The organism is Actinoplanes sp. GCM10030250 (assembly GCF_042666575.1).
GTDB lineage: Bacteria > Actinomycetota > Actinomycetes > Mycobacteriales > Micromonosporaceae > Actinoplanes.
The window spans coordinates 74,132-100,348 of record NZ_JBHTDO010000015.1; the positions used below are offsets into that span (position 1 = coordinate 74,132).

The 26,217-nt window shown below is 72.7% G+C and carries 19 protein-coding genes; 13 read left to right on the forward strand and 6 right to left on the reverse strand.

Annotated features, from left to right (window positions below; genetic code table 11):
• The first annotated feature begins 59 nt into the window (after positions 1–59).
• The 5 genes from ACFQV6_RS20440 to ACFQV6_RS20460 all read left to right on the forward strand — a co-directional run bounded on the left by ACFQV6_RS20440 (position 60) and on the right by ACFQV6_RS20460 (position 9,017).
• Entirely contained in the window at positions 60–1,478 is a 1,419-nt protein-coding gene (locus ACFQV6_RS20440) for a DUF2252 domain-containing protein (RefSeq protein WP_378029119.1), read from the forward strand.
• Positions 1,475–1,882 carry a pyridoxamine 5'-phosphate oxidase family protein gene (locus tag ACFQV6_RS20445; RefSeq protein WP_378029120.1) on the forward strand — a complete coding sequence of 136 codons (408 nt, stop codon included), beginning with the start codon at positions 1,475–1,477 and terminating at the stop codon, positions 1,880–1,882. The genes ACFQV6_RS20440 and ACFQV6_RS20445 overlap by 4 nt, the downstream gene beginning before the upstream one ends.
• Entirely contained in the window at positions 1,879–2,832 is a 954-nt protein-coding gene (locus ACFQV6_RS20450) for a pirin family protein (RefSeq protein ID WP_378029121.1), read from the forward strand. Before ACFQV6_RS20445 ends, ACFQV6_RS20450 begins: the two co-directional genes overlap by 4 nt.
• A 305-nt stretch (positions 2,833–3,137) precedes the next feature.
• Positions 3,138–3,545 carry a hypothetical protein gene (locus ACFQV6_RS20455; RefSeq protein ID WP_378029122.1) on the forward strand — a complete coding sequence of 136 codons (408 nt, stop codon included), beginning with the start codon at positions 3,138–3,140 and terminating at the stop codon, positions 3,543–3,545.
• A gap of 1,101 nt (positions 3,546–4,646) precedes the next feature.
• The gene (locus ACFQV6_RS20460; RefSeq protein ID WP_378029123.1) at positions 4,647–9,017 is read left to right on the forward strand and encodes a hypothetical protein; all 4,371 of its coding nucleotides are present in this window, start codon (positions 4,647–4,649) and stop codon (positions 9,015–9,017) included.
• 99 nt (positions 9,018–9,116) lie between these two features.
• On the opposite strand, the gene ACFQV6_RS20465 is transcribed toward ACFQV6_RS20460, so the two are convergent.
• From ACFQV6_RS20465 to ACFQV6_RS20490, 6 genes are all read right to left on the reverse strand, one after another.
• The gene (locus ACFQV6_RS20465; RefSeq protein WP_378029124.1) at positions 9,117–10,154 is read right to left on the reverse strand and encodes a diguanylate cyclase; all 1,038 of its coding nucleotides are present in this window, start codon (positions 10,152–10,154) and stop codon (positions 9,117–9,119) included.
• Positions 10,155–10,243: 89 nt separating this feature from the next.
• Complete coding sequence (locus ACFQV6_RS20470; RefSeq protein WP_378029125.1) at positions 10,244–11,428, reverse strand: ABC transporter permease; 1,185 nt, start codon at positions 11,426–11,428, stop codon at positions 10,244–10,246.
• Positions 11,425–12,120: an ABC transporter ATP-binding protein gene (locus ACFQV6_RS20475; protein ID WP_378029126.1), complete on the reverse strand. Its 696-nt coding sequence runs from the start codon at positions 12,118–12,120 to the stop codon at positions 11,425–11,427. Before ACFQV6_RS20475 ends, ACFQV6_RS20470 begins: the two co-directional genes overlap by 4 nt.
• Positions 12,117–13,454: an efflux RND transporter periplasmic adaptor subunit gene (locus ACFQV6_RS20480; protein ID WP_378029127.1), complete on the reverse strand. Its 1,338-nt coding sequence runs from the start codon at positions 13,452–13,454 to the stop codon at positions 12,117–12,119. The genes ACFQV6_RS20475 and ACFQV6_RS20480 overlap by 4 nt, the downstream gene beginning before the upstream one ends.
• Positions 13,455–13,531: 77 nt before the next feature.
• The gene (locus tag ACFQV6_RS20485; RefSeq protein ID WP_378029211.1) at positions 13,532–14,254 is read right to left on the reverse strand and encodes a L,D-transpeptidase family protein; all 723 of its coding nucleotides are present in this window, start codon (positions 14,252–14,254) and stop codon (positions 13,532–13,534) included.
• A gap of 212 nt (positions 14,255–14,466) precedes the next feature.
• Positions 14,467–15,375, reverse strand: coding sequence for a CAP domain-containing protein (locus tag ACFQV6_RS20490; protein ID WP_378029128.1), 909 nt, complete (start codon positions 15,373–15,375; stop codon positions 14,467–14,469).
• A gap of 300 nt (positions 15,376–15,675) precedes the next feature.
• On the opposite strand from ACFQV6_RS20490, the gene ACFQV6_RS20495 reads away from it, so the two are divergent.
• From ACFQV6_RS20495 to ACFQV6_RS20530, 8 genes are all read left to right on the forward strand, one after another.
• On the forward strand, positions 15,676–17,022 hold the full coding sequence (locus ACFQV6_RS20495; RefSeq protein WP_378029129.1) for an acyltransferase family protein: 1,347 nt from the start codon (positions 15,676–15,678) through the stop codon (positions 17,020–17,022).
• Between the two features lie 181 nt (positions 17,023–17,203).
• On the forward strand, positions 17,204–17,698 hold the full coding sequence (locus ACFQV6_RS20500) for a chemotaxis protein CheW (protein ID WP_378029130.1): 495 nt from the start codon (positions 17,204–17,206) through the stop codon (positions 17,696–17,698).
• Entirely contained in the window at positions 17,695–19,086 is a 1,392-nt protein-coding gene (locus tag ACFQV6_RS20505) for a CheR family methyltransferase (protein WP_378029131.1), read from the forward strand. Before ACFQV6_RS20500 ends, ACFQV6_RS20505 begins: the two co-directional genes overlap by 4 nt.
• Positions 19,083–19,613, forward strand: coding sequence for a chemotaxis protein CheW (locus ACFQV6_RS20510; RefSeq protein ID WP_378029132.1), 531 nt, complete (start codon positions 19,083–19,085; stop codon positions 19,611–19,613). The genes ACFQV6_RS20505 and ACFQV6_RS20510 overlap by 4 nt, the downstream gene beginning before the upstream one ends.
• Positions 19,610–21,076 (forward strand): methyl-accepting chemotaxis protein, encoded by a 1,467-nt coding sequence (locus tag ACFQV6_RS20515; protein ID WP_378029133.1) that lies wholly within the window; start codon positions 19,610–19,612, stop codon positions 21,074–21,076. The genes ACFQV6_RS20510 and ACFQV6_RS20515 overlap by 4 nt, the downstream gene beginning before the upstream one ends.
• Positions 21,076–23,169 (forward strand): response regulator, encoded by a 2,094-nt coding sequence (locus ACFQV6_RS20520; RefSeq protein WP_378029134.1) that lies wholly within the window; start codon positions 21,076–21,078, stop codon positions 23,167–23,169. Before ACFQV6_RS20515 ends, ACFQV6_RS20520 begins: the two co-directional genes overlap by 1 nt.
• Complete coding sequence (cheB, locus tag ACFQV6_RS20525; RefSeq protein ID WP_378029135.1) at positions 23,166–24,224, forward strand: chemotaxis-specific protein-glutamate methyltransferase CheB; 1,059 nt, start codon at positions 23,166–23,168, stop codon at positions 24,222–24,224. The genes ACFQV6_RS20520 and cheB overlap by 4 nt, the downstream gene beginning before the upstream one ends.
• Complete coding sequence (locus ACFQV6_RS20530) at positions 24,221–26,212, forward strand: response regulator (RefSeq protein ID WP_378029136.1); 1,992 nt, start codon at positions 24,221–24,223, stop codon at positions 26,210–26,212. Before cheB ends, ACFQV6_RS20530 begins: the two co-directional genes overlap by 4 nt.
• The last annotated feature ends 5 nt before the right edge of the window (positions 26,213–26,217 follow it).

The following is a 26,217-nucleotide window of genomic DNA, read 5'->3' on the forward strand; positions in this document are numbered from 1 at the left end:
AGAAGCCCCGTTCGGGCGTCACCGCCGAACACGTACTCTCAGGCTCGATGGAAGGCTCGATGGAAGCGTCACCCACGGCCGACGGCCGCCTCGTGTCCGGCAGCGTAGACGACGAGGGCTTCACCTCGCTGCGCCGCGCCGCCGCCCCACGGGCACAACGTTACGAGATCGGTCGATCGTTGCGGGAGCGGTCCCCCCGTTCCGACATGGCGCACTGGCGTGCCCCCGATCGCCGCGCCGACCCGGTCAGCCAGATCGCCGACTCGCACACCGGCCGGCTCGAGCACCTGATCCCGGTGCGGGTCGGCCGCATGATCGCATCGCCGTACGCGTTTCTGCGCGGCTCGGCCAACATCATGGCCGACGATTTCGCCGGCCTGCCGTGCACCGGGATCACCCCGGTCATCTGCGGTGACGCCCACCTCGGCAACTTCGGCTTCTACGCCTCGCCGGAACGGGAACTGGTCTTCGACCTCAACGACTTCGACGAGGCGCACACCGGCCCGTGGGAGTGGGACCTGCGCCGCCTGGTGGTCAGCGTCCACGTCGCCGGCCGGCAGAACGGCTTCCGGGAGAGCGCCTGCGCGGACGCGGTGAAGCACTGCGTCGAGGAGTACCGGGTGCAGATCGCCCACCTCGCCGAGCAGCCGCTGCTGGGCCGCTCCTTCGACCAGCTCGACGTCGAGGCGATGCAGTCGGCCAGCCGGGCCAGCTTCCGCGACGAGATCGACCGGGCCGCCCGCCGGGCTCGCCGCCGGACCAGCGACCGGGCGCTGCCCCGCTTCACCGAGCGGCACGACGGGACCGCCCGGCTGGTCGAGGAGCCGCCGCTGATCACCCGGCTGCCGCATGAGGAACGTGACCAGCTCGCCGGTGCGCTCGACGGGTACCTGAACACGCTGAAGCCGCACTGGGCACGGATTCTCGGCGGGTACCGGATCGTCGACATCGCTCACAAGGTGGTCGGGGTGGGTTCGGTCGGGCTCCGGGCGTACGTCGCTCTCTGCGAGGGCAGCAGTCCCGACGACGTCCTGTTCCTCCAGCTCAAGCAGGCCCGCCGGTCGGTGATCGCGCGGCACCAGCACGGGGCGCACGCCTGGCACCGGCATCAGGGGCAGCGGGTGGTCGAATATCAGCAGGCACTCCAGACGGTCAGCGACCCGCTGCTCGGGTGGACCACGCTCGGCGAACAGCAGTACTACGTACGCCAGTTCCGCGACATGAAGGGCGCCATCCTGGTGGAGGACATCAACGCCGGCGCACTCGCCGACTACGCGGGGATCTGCGGCTATCTGCTCGCCAAGTCGCACGCCCGGACCAGCGGGGCGTCCGTGATCGCCGGATACGCGGGCAGCGGGGACAAGCTCGACGATTCGCTCTGCCGCTTCGCGCGGGCGTACGCCGACCAGGTCGAGAGCGACCATGAGGCCCTGGTCCGAGCGGTCCGCCGCGGCGAGCTCCCGGCGCAGCCGGCATGAGCGGCCCGATCCCGGCCGACTCGGCGGCCCTCGCCGAGTTCTGGACCGAACGCCACCTGTGCACGCTCACCACACTGCGCGCCGACGGCTCACCGCACGTGGTGGCCGTCGGCGCCACCCTGGACACCACCGCCGGCCTGGCCCGGGTGATCTCCTCGGTGACCTCGGCGCACGTCCGGCACATCCGCCGCGGCCAGCAGCGGGTCGCCGTCTGCCAGGTCGACGGCGGGCGCTGGAGCACGATCGAGGGCCTGGCCGTGGTCCGCGACGAGCCCGAACCCGTCGCCGAGGCGGTGCGGCGCTACGCCGGGCGCTACCGCACCCCGCGCCCCAACCCGTCCCGGGTCGCCATCGAGATCACCATCACCCGGATCCTGGGCTCCGCGTCCCTGCAGGCGTCATGAGCCTGCTCCTGCTGCCCGGCCACGACGTGCCCCTCGGCCGCTGGACCACCGTCCGCAGGCTGCTCCCGCACCGGGAACGCCGCATGATCGGCGCCTGGTGCTTCGTCGACCACTTCGGCCCCGACGACGTCAGCGGGCGCCCCGGCATGCGGATCCCGCCGCACCCGCACACCGGCCTGCAGACCGTCACCTGGCTCGCCGACGGGATCATCGAGCACCGCGACAGCCTCGGCAGCCACCAGCTCATCTCCCCCGGGCAGCTCAACCTCATGACGTCCGGCAACGGCATCGCCCACTCCGAGTTCACCCCGCCCGACCACCCGGACGGCATGCACGGCCTGCAACTCTGGCTGGCCCTCCCGGACGGCGCCCGGCACGGCCCGGCCCGCTTCGAACACCACGCGAGTCTGCCCACCGTGTCGACGGACACCACCAAGGTCACTGTCGTGATCGGTCAGCTCGGCGAACTGCGCTCCCCGGCGACCGTCCACACCCCACTGGCCGGCGCCGAAATTCTGTTCACCGCCGCCTCCCGCCATGTCCTCGACCTCGACCCCGCCTTCGAGCACGGCCTCGTCGTCATGTCCGGCACGGCAACCGTCACCGGCGACCCCCTGCTTGCCGCCGACCCCCTGTTTGCCGGTGGCCCCCTCGAGCCCGGCTCCCTCCTCTATCTCGGCGACGGCCGGACCACCCTCACCATCGACACCGGCGGCCCGGCCCGACTCTTCCTCGTCGGCGGCGAACCCTTCGACGAACCGCTCGTCATGTGGTGGAACTTCGTCGGTCGCACCCACGAGGACATCGTCGCGGCGCGCGAGGACTGGATGGCCTCGCTGGGCGGCGCACGCTTCGGGACAGTCACCGGCTGCGCCGCCGATCCACTGCCGGCACCGGAATTGCCGACGGTCCGCTTGAAGGCACGAAATCGGCACGGCAAAACCTTTTGATCGTACGATCGACGCGGAGTCACCGGGCTACACCGCGGCCCAGGTGAGCCGTTCGGGCCGCTGCGCGCCCGCCGGGCGTGAGCGCGCCGTCGCCCTCACCCCCTGTCTCTCGCCCGCCTCTCCCACGCGGCCCTCTCACGCCGCGGCGCCTCTCTAGATTCCGGCGCGCCCACCCGCGGTGTCATCTGATCGTGGCTTCGCAGGACGCCCGCATTCGCGAGTCGCACAAACTGTGTTGACGACTCGGACGCCGCGGGCGGAGGGTCGAAGTCGAAAGCCACGCCCTCACCGACGAGGAGCGCGCCGTGACTCTCCGCACCTTCCTCATCCTCGCCGTACCGCCGGTGCTCCTCTCCGGCTTCCTCCCCCGCTGCTGGACGGCCGTACGCAACCGCCGCCACCCCGCCCCGCAGCCCCTCGGCCCACCGATCGAACGCCTCGCCGCCGACCTGCGCCGCCTGTTACGCCTCCACGGCGAGCTGACCGTTTCCGCCCACTCCGCCCTCTGCGCTCACCGCGTCTGGGCGGTGGAGGCCGCCATCGGCTCCCGTGCCATCGAAGCCGCCGCGGCTCTCGGCATCCCGCACCCGCACCCCGACGAGGCCGCTTCCTTGACCCGCACCCAGCTCTCCGCCCTACTGACAGCCCTGGCCACCGAGGGCCTCGTCCTCCCCCGCCGCATAGGCCACTTCACCCTCGACGGCCGCCTCTAACCAGTCCCCCCACCCCAGCTGGTTCTGAGCGTCGTCACAACGGCCGCAAGGCACCCCTGGGAGCCAGCCGGCCCAACCAGCTGGCGCTGAGCGTTACCAAAACGGACACGAGACACCGCTGGACGCCAGCCGGCCCAACCAGCTGGCGCTGAGCGTCGTCAAAACGGCCGCAAGGCACCCCTGGACGCCAGCCGGCCCAACCAGCTGGCGCTGAGCGTTACCAAAACGGGCGGGAGACACCGCTGGACGCCAGCTGGCCCGACCGGCTGGCTGTGGGTGCTGCCACAACGGGCGGGAGACAGCAATGGGGGCCCGCTCGGTGGGGCGGGAATGCGAAACGGCGGCGGGATCAAGTCCCGCCGCCGCCTCTCGTCCCGGCTCCGCGCCACAAACAGCCATCCGCGAAGGATCTCGGGGGCGTCGTCCCCCGCGGATCGTCTCGGGCGCGTGCGACCGCTCTACTGGGGGGCGGCGGCCGCGTGCCGGGGAGTCTGTGGAACCGGTTACCGGGCCCGCCAGGACTGTTGCCTCCGCGACGGGGCGCCCGTCGTTCACCCGGGCACTGCACAACCGTGACAGATGAGGGCACCATGATCCGTGTCCCGGCGCAGTGGCGTTCGACACGCCCGGGCGTCACCTTTTCAGGGTCACCCGCAAGTCTCTAGCTGGCCTCAAGAGAACCTTAAAACGTTCTTAAGTCGTCATCGGCCCCGTGACCGGGGAACAACGACTTTCGTTGATCGGGCGAGCCCTCGCCGCGCCTGCCCGGTTACTGTCGGATCCCCGGCATAGTGACTGCGTACGGCATTGAACCGGGGGCACCCTGCCGACGTATACCGGGGTGATCGACCACCTCCGGCGGGCTGCGGCGCCGGGACGGTCGGCGCCGCAGCCCACCGGGGGTTCGTTGGCAGTGCTCCGCAGGACGGTGGCGCACCGCGCAAATCCGTGATTACCCTTCCACATCCACCAGGTGGCAGGGATCGATCCGGGGCGCGAGGGGCGGGCGCCGGTGCACGGGGGTGGAACAGGGGTGAGGACGGTGGCACGGATGCGGCGACGGGGCAGCGGGTTTACCCCCAGCCGGTTCAGGGCCGTCTCATGAGCTTCGAAGACGACGAATACTGGGACGACGAGTACACCGAGTACTCGTTCATGCCACAGCACGCTGTGGTCCAGGAGAAGCACTTCGAACGGCGTACCGCCCCGGATCCGGTCATTCCCACCCGCCGCCGTGGTGACGAGGGCCTCGACGAGCCGGCCGCGCGCCGGCAGGCGTTCGACTCGCAGCGGCCGAGCTGGCTGGACGACCCGGACTTCGTACCGATCGACACCTCCGTCGAGAATCTGGCCGGCGACGAGTTCGGCGACATCGACTTCAACCGGCCCGAACTCGGCGTCGACTTCGACAAGCCCGACTTCCCGATCATCGACCCGGCGGCGCGCCCCGAGCTGCGCCGCGGTGGCTCCAGCACCCGGCGCGGCGGCCGTCACGACCGGGCCGGCACAGGACGGAGCGGCGACCGGTACGACTCGCAGCGCTACCGGGACGACGTCGCACGCCGTGACGACATCCAGGACGACCGCCGAGGCGACGAACGTGGCCGGGAAAGGCCCGCCGCACGCTGGGAGGGCGAGGACCCGCGTTCCGGCCGCCGCGACGGTCCCGCCCGTCGGCCCGCCGACCCCAGGTCCACCGGCCCCCGCTCCCTCGACCCCCGCTCCCTCGACCCCCGCTCGGTAGACCCCCGCTCTGCTGACCCCCGCTCGGTAGACCCACGCTCTGCCGACCCCCGGTCCGCCGACCCGCGATCCGCCGGCGCACCGCCGGTTGACTCACGGCCGGTGGACCCACGGTCCGTCGACGCACGGCGAGACGAGCCACAGCGCGGCGAGCCGCGACGCGACCAGGAGTGGGACGACAACGATCGGCGCGTGCCGCCCAGTGGCCGCACCATCGAGCTTCGCTCGGACGAATACTGGGAGGAGCCGGAGCGCGGTGCGCGCTGGGACGCCGGCCAGGACCGGCGCCGGGGACATGACGCGCGGCGCGGTCCTGCCTACGCGGGAGATCAGAGCGATCGGTACGGCGTACGCCCCGACGACGACCGCGACAGCCGTGGCCGCGCCTCCGCCTGGGACGAGGAGGACTTCGGCCCGATCCGCCCGCCGGGTGGACGGCGCCCGCGCCGCGACGAGCCGGACATCCGCCGTCCCGGCCCCGAGTGGCGCGACGACCGCTCGGTTGCCGGGCGCGCCCAGGTCCCCGTCGACCCCTACCGCGCCGACGGTCGCGGTGGCGGCTTCCCGGTGCGCGACGAGCGCCCCGAACTCGAACGCCCCGGCGTCGACCGGCCCGGCGAGGAGCGGCAGCCGGTTGCGCGGGACCAGCGTGTGGAGGGCCGGGCGAGCGTCGAGGAGCACGCCGGTACGGTGCAGCCGCCGGCCGCGGACGACCGTGGCCACCGCCGGCCCGAACCGGCGGCGAACGAACGCGTCGCCGGAATCGCACCGGTCAGCCCCGGCGGACGGCCGGTTCCAGTCGAATCGAACGGTTTCGATCACAACAGTCCCGATACCAACGGTCTCGATCCGAACGGTCTCGATCCGAACGGTCTCGATCCCAAGGGTGTGGACAGCCGGGCGGCGGAGCAGGCGCCGAGCCCGGACGGACCCGCCGGGAACAGTGACGGGCGGCGTGAGGGTGCGGCTTCGAGTACGGAGCAGGCACCGGGGCAGGACGCCGGTCCGGGGCCGGACGGAGGGCCGCGGGTGGTGCGGCGGGCGGATCCGCCCGTACCCCCGAAGGTTGTCAGCCGGAGTGCCCCGGCACCGCAACCCCGCGTGATCAAGTCTGCGCCGCCGGTTACGCCGCGTGTTGTCGCCGCGCCGGAGCCGGTGCCGCCGGCGCGCGTGATCGGTCCGGGTGCGCCGCAGGTCCCGGCTGAGGCCGCCCGCGCCGCGCAGGACAGTCGGACGGCTGAGCCAGGCAACGTGTCCCGGGAGATTCGGCCGCAGTCGCCGGCTACTGGTTATGCCGGACCGCCCCAACAGGCTCCTGGATACGCCGGCCCGCCGCAGCAGGCCCCCGGTCATGCTGGCCCGCCGCAGCAGGCCCCCGGTTATGCCAGTCCGCCGCAGCAGGCCGCTGGATACGCCGGTCCGCCGCAGCAGGCGCCCGGTCGTGCCGGTCCGCCGCAGCAGGCGGCTGGATATGCCGGTGGGCCGCAGCAGGGTGGAGCTGTGCCGCAGGGGCCTGTGGGACGGCCTACGGTGCCTGCGCCGCCGCCTGCTGAGGCTTCGCGGGGTGCGTTCAACCCGCCGGGTGAGAACTCGCGTAGTGGGATTCCGTATCCGGGTGAGGCCGGGCGGCCGGGGCCCGAGGTGCCGCAGCAGCGTTCGCGGCGGACACCGCGTACCGCGCATGTCTTCCTGTCCGAGGGGGACGGGCCGTGGGCGATGGTGCCGGACGACAACGCGCAGCCGCCCGCCGGTATGCGGCCGGTGTCGCCCGCGCGGCCGGCAGCGAACTGGGCGCCCGCCCCGCAGGAGGCTCCCGCGGCTCCGTCGGCGGCTACGGCTTGGCCGCCGCCGGCGCGTCCGGGTGCTGGTGCGGAACAGCCCGCCGCTTCGTGGACGACCGGTCCGCAGGTTCGGCCCGCTTCGGGTGCCGTGGGGGCGCATCCGGAGAACGCGTGGCCGCCTGCTCCGCGGCAGGACGAGGCGCAGAAGGCATCCGAGGCGCAGGCTTGGCCGCCTCCTCCGCAGGTCCCGGCAGCTCCGCAACCTCCGTCAGTCCCGCAGGCTCCGGCATCGCAGGCTTGGCCGCCTCCGCAGGCCCCGGCGGTTCCGCAGGCTCAGCCGGTTCCGCAGGCTCAGCCGGTTCCGCAGGCTCCGGCGGCGCAGGCTTGGGCGGCTCCGCAGGCCCCAGCAGTTCCGCAGGCTCCGCAGGCTCCGGCGGCTCCGGCGGCTCCGGCGGCTCCGGCCGGCAATGTGCCGGTCGGGGGTGCACCGACCGTGGCGGTTCCGGCTGGTGGCGCTCCCGTCGGCGGTGCGCCGGTGAGTGGTGCGCCGGTGAGTGGTGCGCCGGCGGGCGGTGTGCCGGTGAGTGGAAAGCCGGTCAGCGGGGCGCCGGGCGGGGCTCAGGATGGGCGGCACGCTGCCGTACCTCAGGGGCCGCGTCATGGGGAAGGCGGCGCACATGCCGCGCCGGCAGCGGCCGCGGAAGCGCAACCGACACAGGGTGCGCAGGCGCAGGCCGTGCCGCAAGAGGGTGGGCAGGCACAGGCCGCGCCGGAGCAGGGTGCGCAGGCACATGCGCAGGCCGGGTCGATGGAGGCTTCGCGTAGTCCGTGGGAGTCGCCGAGGCCGAGTGGTTCGGCGGAGGGGGTGTCTTCGAGGCGGGACCAGGTCAGCGTTCCGGCTGTGCGGCCGGGTGAGGCCGGTGGTGGGGACGCGCCGTACATGGATGCGGATGGGACTTGGCACAACCTTCGGCCGATCGCTCGGCTGGCGGTTTCCGGGCCGGACACTGAGCCTCGGCAGTACTCGGACAAGGCTGCGGGTAAGGGCTGGTTCGCGGCCTCCAAGGCGGCTGAGGACGAAGCGGTTGAGAGCAAGGCGGCTGAGGGCGAGGCTGAGGCTGAGGCGGACGCCGGAGATGCGACGCGGGACGGGGCTGATCCGGGAACGGGCGATGCCGGTCAGACTGAGCAGAGGGGGCCGGACAGCCCCAACGGCACAGAACAGCAGAGCAGCGCCGGACAGCCGCAGGTCGAGGCTGAGGCCGCGCCGCAGGGGCCGGAGCTGGCGCCGCATCTACCGCTGACGGCGGCGGATCTGTCGGCTATTCGGTGGCGGCTGGACGGTGGGACGCTGCGGGAGGTCGTGGACGACCGGGATGCGCTGCGGGAGCTGGGTGAGAGGCTCGACGGGCCGCTTGCCGACGAGGGTGACAACATCGTGCGGGCGGGGCTGCTGAGCGTACGGGCGGAGGTCTACCGCCTGCTCGGCGAGCTCGGCATGGCCGCGGCGGCGAGCCGGCTGGCTCTGGCGCACGCCGAGTCGGCGCAGGACCTGCAGTCGATGGTGATCGCGCAGGCGGAGCTGGCTCACGTGTTGCGGCTGCGGGGGGATTTCCTCGAAGCGGATCGACTGTTCCAGCGGGCGGTGGACGCGGACGTGCCGGCGGCGGTGCGCAGCGTGGTGCACGAGAACGCCGGGCGGAGCTGCTTCGACCAGGGGCGGCTGATGGAGGCGCTGGATCATTTCGCGCGGGCGATCCGGCTGGGTTCGCCGGAGGACACCGATCTGGTGGAGCGGATCGGGGTGTGTCTCGAGTCGGTCTACATTCACGTGCTGCGGGACGGCTGGGGGCCGTATCCGAGGCGGTCCGCGGAAATCCTTGGGCTGCTCAGTGAGCGGGCAACCGACGAGCCGACCGCCGAACAGCCGATCGTGAACCCGCGCTGAGTAGAAGCACGGGCTGAGTAGAAGCACGGGCGAAGGTAGAGCACGGACTGAGGTAGACCACGGGCCGAGGTAGACCACGGGCCGAGGAAACGAGCTGGCTCAGGGGTACGACGCTGTGCCGGCGGGTGTGGCACCGGCGAGCACGCTGCGACCGCGGCCGCCGGCCTTGGCCTGGTAGAGGGCGGCGTCCGCGACCCGCTGGAGCTCCTCGCCGGTGGTGGCGTGGCCGGGCAGGACGGCGACGCCGATGCTGAGCTGTGGCGGGCCGCCGGGGAGCCCGTCCGTGGCCATCACCACGGCTCGCGCCTGTTCCGCGTACCCGATGGCCTCTTGCGGGCCCGCGCGCAACAGCACAGCGAACTCGTCGCCGCCCAGCCTGGCCACCAGATGATCTTCGCCGGGAGCGGCGGCGCGCAGTGCGTCGGCGACCGTGCGCAGCGCGCGGTCGCCGGTGGCGTGACCCCAGGTGTCGTTGATGTTCTTGAAATGGTCTACGTCGATCATGACCAGGGCCAGCGGTGCGCCTCCGTGCGCGGCCGCGGTGGCGGTGGTGCCGAGCCACTCGTCGAAGGTGCGGCGGTTGGCCAGGCCGGTGAGCGAGTCGGAGCCGGCCTGGACCTCGAGGACGTCGCGGAGCCGGTCGTTGCGTTCGACGAGGCCGGCGACGACGAGCGCGGTCATCGCCATGGCCACCGTGATCGCGATCCAGTCGTTGAGGGCGGCGCCGACGTCCATGAAGGTGAACGCGACGAGGGCGTGCCCGGCGGAGATCGTCGCGACGGTCGCGCCGATCATCACGCGGCTCAGATAGGAGGCGGCGTAGAGCAGCGGCCACAGGTAGAAGAGCTGTGCGCCGGTGCTGGTGTCCTGGGTGGCCAGGTTGAGGCCGGTGACCACACCTGACGACAGGAAGGGCACGGACAGCCAGAACGCCCGCGGCAGCTTCCCGGGGCGGCGCAGGCAGGCCACCCCCGTGAGCGAGAAGGCGGCGGACGCGACGCCGAGGGCGATCAGCTCGAAGATCGGGGCGCCGAGCTTCATCAGGACGCCGGTGACGAAGTTGTACACACCGGCGGCCAGCATCAGGTAGGCGACGGCACGGGAGGCCCCGTGCGGGTCGCGTATCTGAAGCGGCAAAGTCTTCTCCTCCGGGGTCTGAAAGACCCCTTCGGTACGCCGGTGCCGCATCTGAGCCGGGGACGAGGTGGTGGCCCCCAGGGGACAGCTCATTCGGCGCGGAGGGCGACCACCGGGTCGAGGCGGCCGGCCCGTTGCGCGGGTACCACGCCGAAGATGATCCCGACCGCCGCGGAGACTCCGAACGCGAGTGCCATCGACCACCAGGTGAGCGCGGCCGGCACCGGGCTGAGCCGGTCCACGAGCAGCGCCGCCGAACCGCCGAGCAGCATGCCGAGCACGCCACCGGTGGTGGTCAGCAGCACCGCCTCGAGCAGGAACTGCACGCCGATGTCGCGGGGACGCGCGCCGACCGCCTTGCGCAGGCCGATCTCCTTGGTGCGCTCGCGTACCGAGACGAGCATGATGTTGGAGACGCCGACACCGCCGACGAGCAGGCTGATCCCGGCGATGGCGGCGAGCACCCCGGTCAGTACGCCGAGGATGTCACCGAGCACGCCGAGGATCTGCTCCTGGGTGACCGCGCTGAAGTCGGTGTCCGGGTGCCGCTCGGCGAGCGTGGCGACCACGTCGGCGCCGAGTTCGTCGATCTCCTCCCGGTCGGGGGCCCGGATCGCCAGACCGTCGATGCGCTCGGTGCCGAGGAGCCGCTGGGCCGCCGTGACCGGTACGTGCACCTCACCGTCCCGGTCCACGCCGAGGCTCTGCCCGAGCGGCTCGAACGTGCCGATCACCCGGAACCGGACACCGCCGATGGTGATCTGCCGCCCGATCGGGTCCCGCTCGCCGAACAGCTGCCCGGCCAGGCCCGCTCCCAGGACGGCCACGCGGCGGCCGGTGCTCACGTCCGTACGCGTCAGGTAGGTCCCTCGATCCAGCCGCCGCACGAAGACCGTCGGCGTGGTCTCCAGAACGCCCTGCATGCTGGCGAAACCCGAGCGCGACCCAGCCCGTACGGTCTCCCCCGAACTGATCGTGACAGCGACCCGCGTCCGGTCGCCGACCACCCGGGTGACCGCGTCGACGTCGTCGAGGGTGAGCGGCGACGAGGTCGGCGCCGCCCCCGCGGTCAGCCGCCCCGGTACGACGATCAGCAGGTTGGAGCCGAGCCCCTCCACCTGGCGTTCGATCTGTTCCTTGGTGCCGGTGCCGATCGCGACGAGGGCGACCACCGCTGCCACCCCGATCACCACGCCGAGCATGGTGAGCATGCTGCGCAGCCGGTTGGCCCGCAGGGCGTCGAGGGCGACCCGCCACGCTTCCACCACCCTCATGCGCCGCCACCCGGCGGGGCGGACACGATCAGGCCGTCCCTCATCACGATCTGCCGCCGGGCCCGCGCGGCGACCTCCCGGTCGTGGGTGACGAGCACGACCGCCACCCCGTCGGCGTTGAGCGACTCCAGCAGCGCGAGCACCGCCTGCCCGGTCGCCGAGTCCAGGTTGCCGGTCGGCTCGTCGGCGAGCAGCACCGACGGCCCGGTGACCAGCGCCCGCGCGATGGCGACCCGCTGCTGCTCCCCGCCGGAGAGCTGGTTGGGGCGGTGCCCCAACCGGTGGGCGAGGCCGACCCGCTCCAGCATCGCGGCGGCCCGTTCGCGCCGTTCCCGGCGGCCGAGCCCGCGGTAGACCAGCGGCAGCCCGACGTTGTCCTGCGCGGTGGTGCGGGCGAGCAGGTGGAACGACTGGAAGACGAAGCCGATCGTCGTGTTGCGCAGTTCGGCCAGCTCGTTCGGGGTCAGCGTCGCGACGTCGCGGCCGCCGATCAGCAGCGAGCCGCCGCTCGGCCGGTCCAGGCCGCCGAGCAGGTGCATCAGGGTCGACTTGCCGGAGCCGGACGTGCCGACCACCGCCACGTAGTCACCCGCCTCGACGGTCAGCGAGACGCCGCGCAGCGCGGGCACCGACAGCCCGTCGAGCTGATAGGTGCGCGAGACGTCGGTGGCGACGATGGCCGGCAGGCTCACCGGACCTCGGCACCGGCTTCGACCCGGTCGGCGCCGCCGACCACGATCTGCTGGCCGGCGTCCACCCCGGAGAGCACCTGCACGGTGTCCTCGCCCTGCACACCGAGCCGCACCCCGGCAGCCCGGTACCGGCCGTCGTCGACGATCCAGACGGTGTCCTGGCCGTCCTTGCTGAGCACGGCGGAGGCAGGCACGGTGACGGCCGAGGTGGCCTGCCGCACGCTCAGCCGGATCACCGCGCTCATGCCGGGGCGCGGTGCGGGTGCCGCCTCCTCGGTTCCGGCGTACGAGCCGGCGGCGAGGTCGAGCCGCACCCGGTAGGAGACGCCGCCCCGGGCCGACGTGGTGGGAAGCAGGTCGGTGGAGCGCACCGTGGCCGCGTAGGTGGCTCCGGGTGCGGCGTCCAGCTCGACCCGCGCCTTGACCCCGGTTTCGACCAGGAGCACGTCGGTCTCGTCCACCTCGGCGGACAGGCCGAGCCGGCTGGTGTCGACAACGGTCAGCACCGGGGCGCCGGCGGCCACGAACCCGCCCTCGGGGATGGTGGTGTCGACACCGGCGGCGCCGGCGGCGCCGGCACTCTGCGGCAGCTGGCCGCCGGACTCGAGGAGGCCGCTGAGCGAGGACGGGGCGGCGGGGGCCGTACCGCCCAGTTGCACCACTCCGGCCACGGGTGCGCGGAGGGTCAGTGCGTCGACGGCGGCGTCGGCGAGCTCGTACGCCTGCTCTGTCTGCAGCCGCTGCGCCGCGGAGAGCGCGCCAACCGCCCGGCTCAGCGACGCGACGCCGCGCTGCACCGACCGCACCGCGGCGCCGGCCGCCTCGGACGCCGCCGCATACTGCTCCCTGGCGGCATCCACCTGGCGTTTCAGCGCCTTCTTCAGCTCCGGGTCGGCGATCTGGTCGGCGGCCTCGGCGGCCTGTTCGAAGGCCTTGCCGGCCTGCTTGTCGGTGCGTTCGCGCACGGCGGTGAACCCGGAGGTGCCGGTGGGCACGCCACCGCCGGAGGGCGCCTGGTCGAGGGCCTTCTTCGCCGCGTCGCGGCGGCGCTCCAGCTCGGGTGAGTGGATGACGGCGAGCACGTCGCCCTCGGCGACCTTCTCGCCGGGCTCCACCAGGAGGTCGGTCAGGGTGCCGGCGGCGGGAGCGGTCAGGGTCGCGGCGGTACGCGCCACGACTGTCCCGGGCGCCTCGACGATCTCGTCGACGGTGCCGAGGGTGGCGGTGCCCAGGCGGACACCGGGGGCCTCGTCGTCGCAGGAGGCCGCGGTCATGGGGAACAGCACCAGGAGACCGGCGGCGATGATCACGGTCCGTGAGCGGTTACGGGACACAGAGGCCACTCTATGTCGTTCATGAACGAACAACAGGCCGCCCTCAGGAGCGAGGACGGCCTGCCGATGGCTGCCGATCAGGTGCCGGGCCGGCGCCCGATCACCTTCACCGTCATTCCGATCTTGCCGATGCTCCAGTACTTCTGAGCGTCCTGCTTGAGCAGGTTGACGCAACCGTGCGAACCCCGCCACTTGTCGTGGAGGTAGGTGGTGGTCTGGTGGAACCCACGCCCGCCGATGAATCGCTGCCAGTACGGCAGCCACACCTCGTACGGGTCGGACCACTCCTTCTTCGTCCGCTTGTTGATCGTGAAGGTGCCCGCCGGGGTCCGGTAACCCTTGTAGCCGGTCCGCGTGACCGTCGGCTTGACGTGCACCTTGCCGTTCTTCATCACCCACGTCGTCTGCTGCGTGAGGTTGACGCAGAAGGTGATGCCCTTCTTCTTCGCCTTGCAGGCCGCCGTCTTCGTCGACGCCAGCCGCTTGGCGACGTCATAGGTCGTCGGGCCGGCCAGGCCCTTGGCCGGCTGGATGCCGAACCGCTTCTGGAACTTGACGATCGCGGTGCAGTCGGCGGCGGACTGCTTGCCGTCGACCGTGACCGTTCCGTATCCACCCAGCTTCTTGAGGTAACCCTCGACCTGCTTCTGGTACTTGCCGGTCGCGCACGACGCGGCAGCCGCCTTGGAGACCACCGTGGTGGCCAAGGCCGCGGTCACCGGGGCGCTGCGCACAGCGGCACCGGCACCGGCCGGTGTCAGCGCGATCGCACCGAGACCGCCACCCACGAGCACCGCCATGACGGCGCCGGCGAGGCGGGCGGTAACCCGTCTTCCTGCCAATTTCCATCCTCCCCAGGAGTGGTGTCCGCACATCGAAGCACAGCCACCCCACCCGTGACATGCCGGGAAGGAGGGTGACATGAAACCGGGATGCCATCGGCATCCCGGTTCGGTGTTCGAGGCGGATCCCGCTCCGGGGAGTCAGCTGTTGATCAACGCAAGGTGAGGGATCAGCGCGGTGTCGCGAAGTCCTGCACCCAGTAGGGGGTGTCGCCGCGGGAGAAGGCGAGACCCAGGCCCACCTCGTCCATCCGGCAGTCGAGGATGTTCTCCCGGTGCTCCGGGCTGTTCATCCAGTCGGTCACCACCTCGTAGGGGGTGTTCTGGCCGCGGGCGATGTTCTCGCCGTAGCGCTTCCAGTCGTACCCGGCGCGGGAGACCCGGCTGCCGGCCCGATCGCCGCGCGGGTCCTCGTGGTCGAAGTAGCCGCGCTGCGCCATGTCGGCCGCGTGCCGGTTGGCCGCCTCGATCAGCCGCCGGTCCGCCGACAGCGGGCCGCAGCCGTGACTGCGGCGGTTGCGGTTGACCAGGGCCAGGACCTGCTGCTGCACCGGCGCGGACGGGCTGGCGGAGACCGACGAGGCAGAGACCGCGGTGCGGGCGGCGGCGAGCGGGTCGGCCGCCGGGCGCGCGAAGCCGGGTGCCTGCCGCTGCCGCAGCTCGGCGTCGGCCCGCGGGCGAGGCCGTTCGGTGGCGGGCTCCGGCTCGTCAGCGCGGACAGGCGCCGGCAGCGTCCGCCTGGTCACCCTCGAGGGAGACGAGGAAGGAGAGGGGGATGGATCGATCAGGACGGGATCGATCGGATCCGCTGACTGCGCCAATGGCGGCTCCGCCGCGCTGCCGGCCCGCGGGCGCCGCGGCGGCGGCTCGGCCATCGGCTCGCTGTCCGGCACGTCCATGTCGGGGAACGGCCCCAGCAGGTTGTCCCCGTCCAGTCCCGGCAGGTTCGGCTCCTCGAAGATGCTGAAATCCGCAACGTCCGAACCATCCGGCGACTCCTGTGCCAGCGCGTTCGCGGCGATACCGCCCGCGCCCAGTGCCGCGGCAGCCACACAGAGCGCTACCAGAGGTTTCCGCATACCCGGTTGATCCCGTCGAATCGCGCGCCGCGGCCCATCCGCGGCGCTCTCGCCAGTTGACCAACGGCGTGGGCCCGGCCCGGTCACTGCGCCGCCGGGCGCGCGTCACCCGGCCTTACCGCGAGAAAGTCTCGGGGGTACGGGCTGAGCTGCGCGGACACGGATGGTCCCGGAACACGGACGTCGCACAATCGCACCGCGTTCCGCGGTTCTTCCCTCTACCGGGGTAACCCGCTCAGCTTCTCCTTGACGGCCGGGCGGCGGGCGCGGTGGCTCCCGCGTCATCGCTACGGTTTCGCGGTGCGTAATCGATACCTGGACCTCCTTCGTGCCGCAGCCATCGTCCGGGTGATCGTTTATCACCACTTCGGCTGGGCCTGGCTGTCCATCGTGTTCCCGGCCATGGGCGTGATGTTCGCGCTAGCCGGGTCGCTGACCGCCGCGTCGCTGACCAGACGGCCGGCGGGCAGCGTGGTCACGTCCCGGCTGCGCCGGCTGCTCCCGCCGCTGTGGCTGCTCGGCGTCCTCGCCGTACCGGCGATGATCGGGCTCGGCTGGGCACAGGAGGAGGACGGCGCACACCCCTTCACGCCCTGGAAGCTCGTGTTCTGGGTGCTGCCGCTCGGCGACCCGCCCGGCAGCGAGCTGGGCATCGACGTGTGGGAGCCGCTCTGGTACATCCGGGCGTACGTGTGGTTCATCCTGCTCTCGCCCCTGATGTGGTTCGTCTACAAGAAGATGGGCGGCGCCGGCTGGCTGCTGGCGCTCGCACCGATCGCGGCCATCGCCTTTCTGGACAAGACCGGGCTCGGACTGCCGGAGGACGCGGACGCGGTGATGTGGGACCTCGTCACGTACGGTGCCTGCTGGATCGTCGGCTTCACCCACCGTGACGGACGGCTCGCCCGGCTCAGCTCCGGTGCGGTCCTCGGCATCGTCGCCGTGCTCGGCGCCGCGGCCCTGTACTGGCAGAGCGGCCACCAGGGTGAGGACGCCTGGGACCTGAACGACGTCTCCGAGTCGCAGTCGCTCTGGTCGCTGGCCTTCGTGCTTTTGGTGCTGCGCTGGCAGCCGGACATGACCTGGCTGTCCCGGATCCGGCCGCTGGACCGCTTCGTCACGCTCGTCAACGCCCGCGCCGTCACCATCTACCTCTGGCACAACCTGGCCATCGTGGCGCTGTGGCCGGTGCTCACCTACGTCGCCCTCGACGACGTGGGCCGCTTGGAGGGGCCGGTCTCGCTCGCCGCCGCCTTCCTCCTGACCGGGGTCGCCGTGCTGCTCTTCGGCTGGGCGGAGGACCTGGCCGCCCGGCGCCGGCCGCGACTCTGGCCCACGAGCGACGGTCCGGTGCCTGCCGCGGAACCCGCCGAACCCGCCGGGCCGGTTCCGGCCGGGTGGCCGGAGGTCGCCCGCGACGGCACCCCGGTCAACCCGGTCGCCGTCACCCACGGCCCGGCCGCCGAAAAAGCACGCGGGCACGCCGCCGAAGAAGCGCACCGGCACGCCGGAGAAGTGGTGCCGGGCTTCATGGACACGGCGGACATGCCGGTGGCCGGGCGCCCGCCCGGGCAGCATCGGCCCAGCCGCCACCCGGACACCCCGGAGCCGATCCGCTTCAGCAACGGTCACGACGACCGCACCTAGGCAGGCCGGTCCCGGCGCGCGGAGGGCGGCCGCGCGCCGGGACAGGCCGACAGCTCCCGCAGGTGCCGGTGACGGCGGTGCGCTTCGGCCGTACCCGATCCCGGTCTGTGGGGTGAAAGCCCTGCTCACGGAGTTGAGCGAAGCTCATATAAGACGGACCGATCCTGGCTAGCCTGAGCGCGTGAGTGGGCAGCACGGCGAGCTGGTGGCTCCGGCGGGTGAGGCCGGAGTCCTCGCGCTGGTCTTCCGGGCCGGGCCGCTGTTCTGCGCGCTGCCCCTCGACGAGGTCGTGGAGACGATGCGGCCGCTGGAGACGCGGCTCCTGGCGGGAACGCCGCCCTACGTCCGCGGTCTGACCATCCTGCGCGGCGCGCCGGCTCCGGTGATCGACGTGACCCGGCTGCTGACCGGGCGGGACGGTGAGATCGACAGGTACGTCGCGGTGCGGGCCGGGCGCGGCCTGGTGGCCTGCGGCACCGGGCCGGTGCTGGGCGTTCAGCAGATCCACGTGGAGCCGCCGGACGGGCCGGCCGCGCTGTTCACCGGGGTGTCGAAGGCCCTGATCGCCGCGGTCGGCACGTTCGGTACCGACCCGCTGCTGCTGTTGCACAGCATCGGGACGGTGCCCGACGAGGTGTGGGCGGCTGCCGGTGCCGCCACCGAGGTGGCGGCGTGATCAGCGGCGCGGACCTGACCCGGTTCCGCGAGTCGCTGCAGCGGCGGCTGGGCTGGACGTTCGCCGAGGGCGACGGCGTGCAGACGACGGCGGTGCTCACCGAGCGGGCGCAGGCGCACGGGCTCAGCGTGCGCGGCTATCTCGACCGGCTGGACGGCCGGCGCTGGACGGCGGAGACGGCGGCGCTGGCCGAGGCGCTGAGCATCACCGAGACGTACTTCTTCCGGCACGCGGAGCAGTTCCGGGTGCTCCGCGACCGGGTGCTGCCGGAGCGGGTCACCGCGCGGGGCGGGCAGCGGGTGCTGCGGTTGCTGTCGGTGGGCTGCTCGTCGGGTGAGGAGGCGTACTCGCTGGCGATCGAGGCGTACCAGGCGCGGCCGGCCACCGACTGGATCGTGTCCGTGGTCGGCGTCGACGCGAACCACCGGATGCTGGAGCGGGCCGCCGCCGCCACCTACTCGCGGTGGTCGCTGCGGGAGACGCCCGCCACCACGGTGCGCCGCTGGTTCCGGCCCGAGGGCGACCTCTTCCGGGTGGCCGGCGAGGTCGCGGACAACGTCCGGTTCGCCGAGAACAACGTCGCCCTCGACGACCCGCAGCTGTGGCAGACCGGCCGGTACGACGTGATCTTCTGCCGGAACCTGCTGATGTATCTGACACCGGACACCGCTGCCGGTCTGATCGGCCGGATGACCCGGGCCCTGTGCCCCGGCGGCTACCTGTTCCTCGGGCACACCGACTCGCTGGGCAGCAAGCCTGAGGGGCTGGAGCCGCAGTACGACTCCGGGACGGTCTACTACCGGCGGCGGGATTCCCGGCCCGCGCCGCCGCCCCGGCCGTCACCCCGGCGCACGACGGCGATCCGGCACGTGGCCCCGGCCGAACCCGGCGGCGGCGAGATCCATCAGCGGGCGATCGGGCTGATGCGCGACGACCGCTTCGCCGACGCCCTGAACCTGCTGGTCATGGGCGGTGTCTCGGGCAGCCGGGAGCTGCTGCTGCGCGGCGTGCTGCTGGCACAGGTCGGCCGCCTCGCCGAGGCCCGCGACGCCGCGCACCGGCTGATCGACTCCGGCGGGCCGCACCCGGACGCGCACCACCTGCTCGGTGTCTGCCACGAGCTGGACTGCGCGGAGCAGGCGGCCGGGCAGTACCGGCTGGCCGCGTACCTGGACCCGGACTTCGCGATGCCCCGCCTGCGGATGGGCCTGATCGCCCGCCGCCGCGGCGACGACCGGGGTGCGGCGGCCCACCTGGAACCCGCCCTCGACCTGCTGACCCGTGAGGACGAGGAGCGGATCACGCTGTTCGGCGGTGGGTTCGGCAGACTGGCCCTGACCACGTTGTGCCGTACCGAGCTCGACGTGTGCTGCGGGGTTCGGCGGTGACCGGGCGGACGGTGGCCGAGCGGGTCGCCCGGCTGCGCACCGACTTCGACGCCTCGTTCGCCGAACCGGCCCGGCTCCTGGACGGCGAGACCGTCGAACTGCTGGCCGTGGGTGCCGGCGGCAGGCCGTACGCACTCCGCCTCGACCAGGCCTCCGGTGTCCACCCGGACCGGCCGGTGACCGCCCTGCCCACCACCCTGAAGGCCCTGCTCGGCGTCGCCGGTTTCGCCGGCGTCGTGGTGCCCGTCTACGACCTGGCCGCCCTGCTCGGCCACCCTATCGCGCAGCGGCCCCGCTGGCTGGTGCTGACCAGCGGGACTCCGGCGCTGGCGCTCGCCTTCCACGAGCTCGACCATCACCTGCGGGTGCCGGTGACCGACCTGGTCGACGGTGCCGGGTCCGGGGGGTACCTGCGCGGCATGGTGCGGCTGCCGGACGGCAACCGGCCGATCATCGACGTCCCCGCCACCCGCGCACTGGTCCATCAGCTGGCGGGGCACCCGCTCGGACGTGAGGAGCCTGCATGATGGCCGGACGAACCTACGGCAGCAAACTGGCGATCGGTGTGACCCTGACCGTCGCCCTGACGCTGCTCTCGATCGCCACCTCGGTGATCGGCCTGGCCGTCGTGGTGAACGCGAAGGACCAGGCGATCACCGCGGCCGCCGAGGACCTGACGAGGGCCGAACGGGTCGGCAGGATCCTGGAGACCCGGCTCGCCGACTTCCGCGCCTACCTGCTGTACGGGACCAAGGACTTCGCGGACAAGACGGAGGAGGACCGCAACCGGTTCCGCGACGAGCTCGGCCTGCTCCGGGCCAGCCTGACCGGCCCGGCGGCCGAGCTGCTCACCCAGGTGGAGGCGATCGAGGTGAAGCACGCCGAAGCGGTGACCACGGTGATGACCCGGCGCTCGCAGGTGAACTCCATCGAGGCCGCGATCCGGCTCAACGATGAGCTGGCGAGGCCGTTGCGGGAGCAGCTCGAGGCGAACCTGGCCACGCTGGTCGCCCGGGTGCAGGCCGACGTCGAGGGGGGACGCAAGAACTCGTCGGAGCGAACCGTGCTGGCCATCACGGCGATCATCAGCCTGGGTGCGCTCACCGCGGTCAGCGCGATCGCGGTGGCCTGGCGGCTGAGCCGGGACCTGCGCCGCGAGGTGGGCGCCGCGGTCGGGCACATCCAGAGCTCCTCGGCCCAGCTCGAGGCCGCCGCCGCGCAGCAGGTGAACGGCGGCCGGGACCAGGCGAGCGCGATGAGCGAGATCACCACGACGATCAGCGAGCTGCTGATCACCTCCCGGCAGATCGCGGACTCGGCGCAGCGGGTGTCGCAGATCGCCGAGGAGACCGAGTCGGCGGCCCGCAACGGCGACTCGACGATCGACCAGACCCGCGCCTCGATGACGGCGATCCGCTCCCAGGTCGACCAGATCGTGCAGCACATGCTCGCCCTCGGAGAGAAGTCCCAGCAGATCGGCCTGGTCGTCGACCTGGTGTCGGAGCTGGCCGAGCAGACGAACATCCTGGCCATCAACGCCACCATCGAGGCGAGCGGTGCCGGGGAGTGGGGACGGCGGTTCGCCGTGGTGGCGGAGGAGATCCGCAAGCTGGCCGACCGTACGGCGGCGTCGGCCAAGGAGATCCGGGCGCTGATCGACGACGTCCGGGGTGCGGTGAACACCACGGTGATGGCCACCGAGATCGGGGCGAAGGCGGTGGACGCCGGTGCCCGGCAGTTCGACGACGCCACCAACTCGTTCCGGGCGATCGTCCAGCTGGTCGCCACCACCAACGACGCCACCCGCGAGATCGAGCTCTCCACCAAGCAGCAGACCACCGCGGTCGAGCAGGTGAACGTGGCGGCCTCGGACACCGCGCGGGTGTCGCGCGAGACCGAGGCGAGCGCGGTGCAGACCAAGCAGACCGCGGCGCACCTCTCCACGCTCTCCGGCGACCTGCTGGAGCTGGTCGGCACCGGACGGCGCTGATGGCAGAGGGCCGCGATCCCCTCCGCTATTTCCGGCTGGAGGCGCGGGAGCTGGTGGACCAGATCAGTTCCGGGGTGCTCGACCTGGACCAGCGGCCCGGGCCGGAGCCGGTGGCGCGGCTGCTGCGCATCGCGCACACCCTCAAGGGCGCTGCCCGGGTGGTGAAGCAGAAGGACATCGCCGACCGGGCCCACGCGTTCGAGGAGATCCTGGTACCGCACCGCACGGACACGTCGGGCCTGGCCGCCGAGCAGATGCGCGAACTGCTGCGGCTCAACGACGAGATCGAGGCGCAGGTCACCGTCCTGGAGCAGCCGCCCGCTCTCGAAGCGGCTCCCGGGCCCGCACCACCCGAGGCCCCCGCCGAAGCGCCGGGCGAGCCGCCGCCGGGCCTGCCGCCGGAGGCCGGGGTGGCGCCCCGGGCGGCCAGCGCCGACCTGGACGACCTGCTGGACGCGATCGGCGTGGCGAACGCCCGGATGGCGCCGCTGCGCTCCGGCTGCGAGACCATCGAAGCTCTGCGCCGCCGGGCCGAGAACCTCGCCGACCAGCTGCGGGTGGGCCGGGCCGCGCCCGCCCTGGCGACCCGGGCCACCGCCGAACGGCTGGCCGGCGAGCTGGGATCGGCCGGGCGCCACTTCACCGACGCGGTGGACCAGATCGAGCGGGAGCTCGACGACGTCCGGGCCAAGGCGGAGGGGCTGCGGCTGGTACCGGCCGGGAACATCTTCACCGCACTGCGGCGCGGGGTGCGCGACGCCGCCGACGCCGAGGGCAAGCGGGTGCGGTTCGAGTCGTACGGCGGTGACGTCCGGATGGGCGCCCACCTGCTCGGCCCGGTCAGCGGCGCGTTCCTGCACGTGGTGCGCAACGCGGTGGTGCACGGCATCGAGCCGGAGGCGGAGCGGCTGGCGGCCCGCAAACCGGCCGAGGGGACGATCGCGGTCGAGGTGGAGCGGCACGGCCGGTTCGCGGTCTTCCGGTGCGCCGACGACGGGCGCGGCTTCGACCTGGAGGCCCTGCGCAGCACCGCTGAGGCGCGGGGTCTCGTCAAGCGCGGCTCCGGGCCGGCCGACGCGCGGGAGATGCTCGATCTGGTGCTGCACGGCGGTATCAGCACGTCACCGCAGGTGACCGAGGTGGCCGGGCGCGGCATCGGCATGGACGCGGTCCGCGAGGTCGCCGCGCAGCTGCACGGTCAGGTGACGGTGCGCAGTTCACCCGGCGCGGGCGCCACCGTCGAACTGACCATCCCGCTCGCGCTGCTCAGCATGACCGGCCTGTCGGTCGAGGCGGGCGGCACCGTCGCCACCGTACCGCTGGACTCGGTCCGCGGCTGCCTGCGGCTGAGCCCGGAGGAGGCGGCCACCGCGGCCGGCACCGGCCGGCTGGTGTACGAGGGTGTCGCCGCACCGTTCCTGCCGCTGACCGAGATCCTGCACACCGGTGGCACGGTCACCGACTCCCCCGGCCCCGGCGCCGCCGTCATGGTGAACGGCGACAACGGCATGGTGGCGATCGGGGTGGACCGCCTCACCGGGACGTCCGCGCTGGTCGCCCGCCCGCTGCCGGACCTGGCCCCGGCCAGCGCGGTGATCGGCAGCGTCGCGGTGGACGCCGACGGCAACCCCCGGCTGGTGCTGGACCCGGAGGGCCTGGTCGCCGAGGTGCTGCGGGGCCACCTGGCCGGCGCGCGCCCGGGCAGCGGGCCGACGGCCACCCCGCTGCCGATCCTGGTCGTCGACGACTCGCTGACCACCCGGATGCTCGAGCGCAGCATCCTCGAGTCGGCGGGGTACGAGGTCGACCTGGCCGCCTCCGGCGAACAGGCCCTGGAGATGGCCGGCACCCGCGGGTACGGCCTGATCCTCAGCGACATCGACATGCCCGGCATCGACGGGTTCACGCTCGTCGAGCGCACCCGCGCCGACCCGGCACTCGCCGCGGTCCCCGCGATCCTGGTCAGTTCCCGGGGCAGCGCGGCGGACCGGGACCGGGGCCGGGCGGCCGGCGCCTCCGCCTACGTGGTCAAGGGCGAGTTCGACCAGGAGGAACTGCTGGGACACATCCGGCGGCTGGTGGTGCGCTCATGACCCGGGTACTCATCGTCGAGGACTCACCCACCATGCGCGGCCACCTGCGCGAGGCGCTCGCCCCGGACCCGCAGTTGACGGTGATCGGCGAGGCCGTGGACGGCGAGCGTGCGGTGGAGATGACCGCCCGGCTGCGGCCCGACGTCATCACGATGGACATGATGCTGCCCGGGATCAGCGGGCTGGCCGCCACCGAGCAGATCATGGCGGAGCATCCGACCCCGATCCTGGTGGTCTCGTCGGCGGACCGGCAGGAGCTGTTCAGCACGTACAACGCTCTCGCGGCGGGAGCGGTGGACGTGATGGAGAAGCCGCGCGGCGACGACTCGGACGTGGACTGGTCGCAGCGGCTGCGGGCGGCGCTGCGGATGGTGGCCCGGATCCGGGTGATCACCCATCCGCGGGCCAGGCTGGACGGGCGTTCCGGCACGGCACGGCCGCACCCGCCCGCGCCGGCACCGGTCAGCGACGTGCTCAGCGTGGTCGCCGTCGGTGCCTCGACCGGCGGGCCGGCCGCCATCACCGAGCTGCTGCGGGAGCTGCCGGCCAGCTTCCGCACGCCGGTGCTGTGCGTCCAGCACATCGCGGCGAGCGAGCAGTTCGCTGTCGCCTTCTCCGACTGGCTGGCCGGGCAGACCGGCCGCAACGTGCGGTACGCCGTGGACGGCACCCCGGTCAGCCGGGCCACCGGCCAGGTCCTGCTGGCTCCACCGGACCGGCACCTCTTCGTCCAGGATCACCTGCTGCGGCTCAGCGACGGACCGCCCCGGCACTCCTGCCGCCCCGCGGTGGACGTGCTGTTCGAGTCGGTGGCGACCGCGTACGGCCCCGCCGCGGCCGGGTGCCTGCTCACCGGGATGGGCCGCGACGGCGCGTCCGGCCTGCTCCAGATGCGCAGCCGGGGCGCGATCACCTTCGCCCAGGACGAGACGAGCTGCACCGTCTACGGCATGCCCCGGGAGGCGGCGCTGCTGGGTGCGGCTGCCCACGTCATGCCGCCCGCCCGGATGGCCGCGCGGCTGGCCGGGATGAAGCTCGCGGGTGACCGGCGATGACCCCGACCGTGCTGATCGTGGACGACAGCCTGACCGTGCGGATGGACCTGCACGAGGCGTTCTCCGACGGGGGCTTCGCCACCATCCTCTGCGCGACCGGGGCGGAGGCCCGGACGGCGTTCGCCGGCTCGGTGTTCGACGCGGCAGTGCTGGACGTGCTGCTGCCCGACGCGGACGGCCTGGAACTGCTCACCGAGCTGCGCCGCACACCGGGGCACGGCGAGGTCATCACGCTGTTGCTGTCCAGCGAGAGCGAGGTGAGCGACCGCCTGGCCGGGCTGCGCATCGGTGCCGACGAGTACGTGGGCAAGCCCTACGACACCGGCTACGTGGTCTCCCGCACCCGGCAGCTGCTGAAGGAGCCGTCGGACTCCCCCTCGGACCGGTCGACAGTGCTGGTCATCGACGACAGCCTGACCTTCCGGGAGAAGCTGCGGGACCTGCTCGAACCGGAGGGGTACGCGGTGCTGACCGCGGCCAGCGGCGAGGAGGGCCTGCGGACCGCGGCGGACAAGCGGCCCAGCGCGGTGATCGTGGACGGCGTGATGCCCGGCATCGACGGCGCCACGGTGATCCGCCGGGTCCGCCTCGACCCGGCGCTGCGGGACACACCGTGCATCCTGATGACCGCCGCCGACGACTACGCCACCGAGATGCAGATGCTGGAAGCCGGCGCCGACGCGTTCGTCCGCAAACAGCAGGACCTCGCCGTGGTGCTGGCCAAGCTGGCCGCGGTGCTGCGGCAGAGCGCCGAGCACCTGCCGATCGAGGTTACCGGAAGCCTGCACGGGCCGGGCAAGGTGCTCACCGTCAGCCCGAGCCGCGACGAGCTCGAGATGTGGGCCGAGGCCCTGCTGCCGGACGGCTACGACCTGGTCCGCGCCTCCGGCATCGACGACGCCCTGGAGCTGCTCTCGGCCCAGCCGGTCGACTGCATAGTGCTGGGCACCGACGGCGACCTCGACCGGGCGCGCGAGTCGTGCCGCCGGTTCCGCGAGGTGCCGCAGGTCGGCGACCTGCCCGTGGTGATGACCGGCGACGAGGAACGGATGCTCGACTGCATGGCGGCCGGCGCCGACGACTACGTGCGGCAGGCGGACGTGCCCGAGGGCCTCAAGGTGCACGTCCGGGCCCAGATCCGCCGCAAGCAGTCGCACGACGAGGCGCGCCGGATCCGCGAGGAGCTGATGCGGCGCGAGCTCGACGCGACCGAGGAACGCGCCGCCCGCCGGCTCGCCGAGACCCGGGCCGCCCTGGTGGAGGAGCTGGAGTGGCGCAACCGGGAGCTGGAGGCGTTCTCCGGCTCGGTCTCGCACGACCTGCGCGGCCCGCTCCAGGTGATCAGCAGCTTCTGCGAGCACATGCTCGACGAGGAGGACGGCGAGCCGATCGGTGAGATGACCAAGCACCGGCTCAGCCGGGTGCACGCCGCCGCGATGCGGATGGCCGATCTGGTGGAGTCGCTCCTGATCCTCGCCCGGGCCAGCCGCGGCGAGCTGCGCAGGGCGCATTTCGACATGTCGGCGACGGCACGCCAGGTGATCGCCGAGGTCTCGGCCCGGGATCCGGACCGGCAGGTCACTTTCACCGTACGGGAGAACATGATCGCCGACGCGGACGAGGGCCTGGTCCGGGTGATCCTGGAGAACCTGATCAACAACGCGGTGAAGTTCAGCTGCAAGGTCGACCAGCCGGCGATCGAGGTCGGCGTGGAGGGCGAGCGGTTCTACGTCCGCGACAACGGCGCCGGTTTCCCCGCCGACCAGGCCGGCCAGCTGTTCCGGCCGTTCGCGCGGCTGCACGACGCCCGTGACTTCCCGGGCACCGGAATCGGCTTGACCACTGTGCACCGGGCGGTCGAGCGGCACGGCGGGGAGATCAAGGCGGAGAGCAGCGAGGGCCGTGGTGCGACCTTCTGGTTCACGCTGCCGCCCGCCGAGGAGTTCAGCGGGCCGGAACGGCGCGGAGTACCGCGCCGTTCCGGGTGACGCCG

What these genes read in the sequence shown, in the direction of transcription:
- ACFQV6_RS20470 (WP_378029125.1), bottom strand. Translation starts at nt 11,428, where the DNA reads ATGAGGGTGGTGGAAGCGTGGCGGGTCGCCCTCGACGCCCTGCGGGCC.
- ACFQV6_RS20445 (WP_378029120.1), top strand. Translation starts at nt 1,475, where the DNA reads ATGAGCGGCCCGATCCCGGCCGACTCGGCGGCCCTCGCCGAGTTCTGG.
- ACFQV6_RS20530 (WP_378029136.1), top strand. Translation starts at nt 24,221, where the DNA reads ATGACCCCGACCGTGCTGATCGTGGACGACAGCCTGACCGTGCGGATG.
- ACFQV6_RS20485 (WP_378029211.1), bottom strand. Translation starts at nt 14,254, where the DNA reads ATGGCGGTGCTCGTGGGTGGCGGTCTCGGTGCGATCGCGCTGACACCG.
- ACFQV6_RS20460 (WP_378029123.1), top strand. Translation starts at nt 4,647, where the DNA reads ATGAGCTTCGAAGACGACGAATACTGGGACGACGAGTACACCGAGTAC.
- ACFQV6_RS20450 (WP_378029121.1), top strand. Translation starts at nt 1,879, where the DNA reads ATGAGCCTGCTCCTGCTGCCCGGCCACGACGTGCCCCTCGGCCGCTGG.
- ACFQV6_RS20490 (WP_378029128.1), bottom strand. Translation starts at nt 15,375, where the DNA reads ATGCGGAAACCTCTGGTAGCGCTCTGTGTGGCTGCCGCGGCACTGGGC.
- ACFQV6_RS20440 (WP_378029119.1), top strand. Translation starts at nt 60, where the DNA reads ATGGAAGCGTCACCCACGGCCGACGGCCGCCTCGTGTCCGGCAGCGTA.
- cheB (WP_378029135.1), top strand. Translation starts at nt 23,166, where the DNA reads ATGACCCGGGTACTCATCGTCGAGGACTCACCCACCATGCGCGGCCAC.
- ACFQV6_RS20515 (WP_378029133.1), top strand. Translation starts at nt 19,610, where the DNA reads ATGATGGCCGGACGAACCTACGGCAGCAAACTGGCGATCGGTGTGACC.
- ACFQV6_RS20520 (WP_378029134.1), top strand. Translation starts at nt 21,076, where the DNA reads ATGGCAGAGGGCCGCGATCCCCTCCGCTATTTCCGGCTGGAGGCGCGG.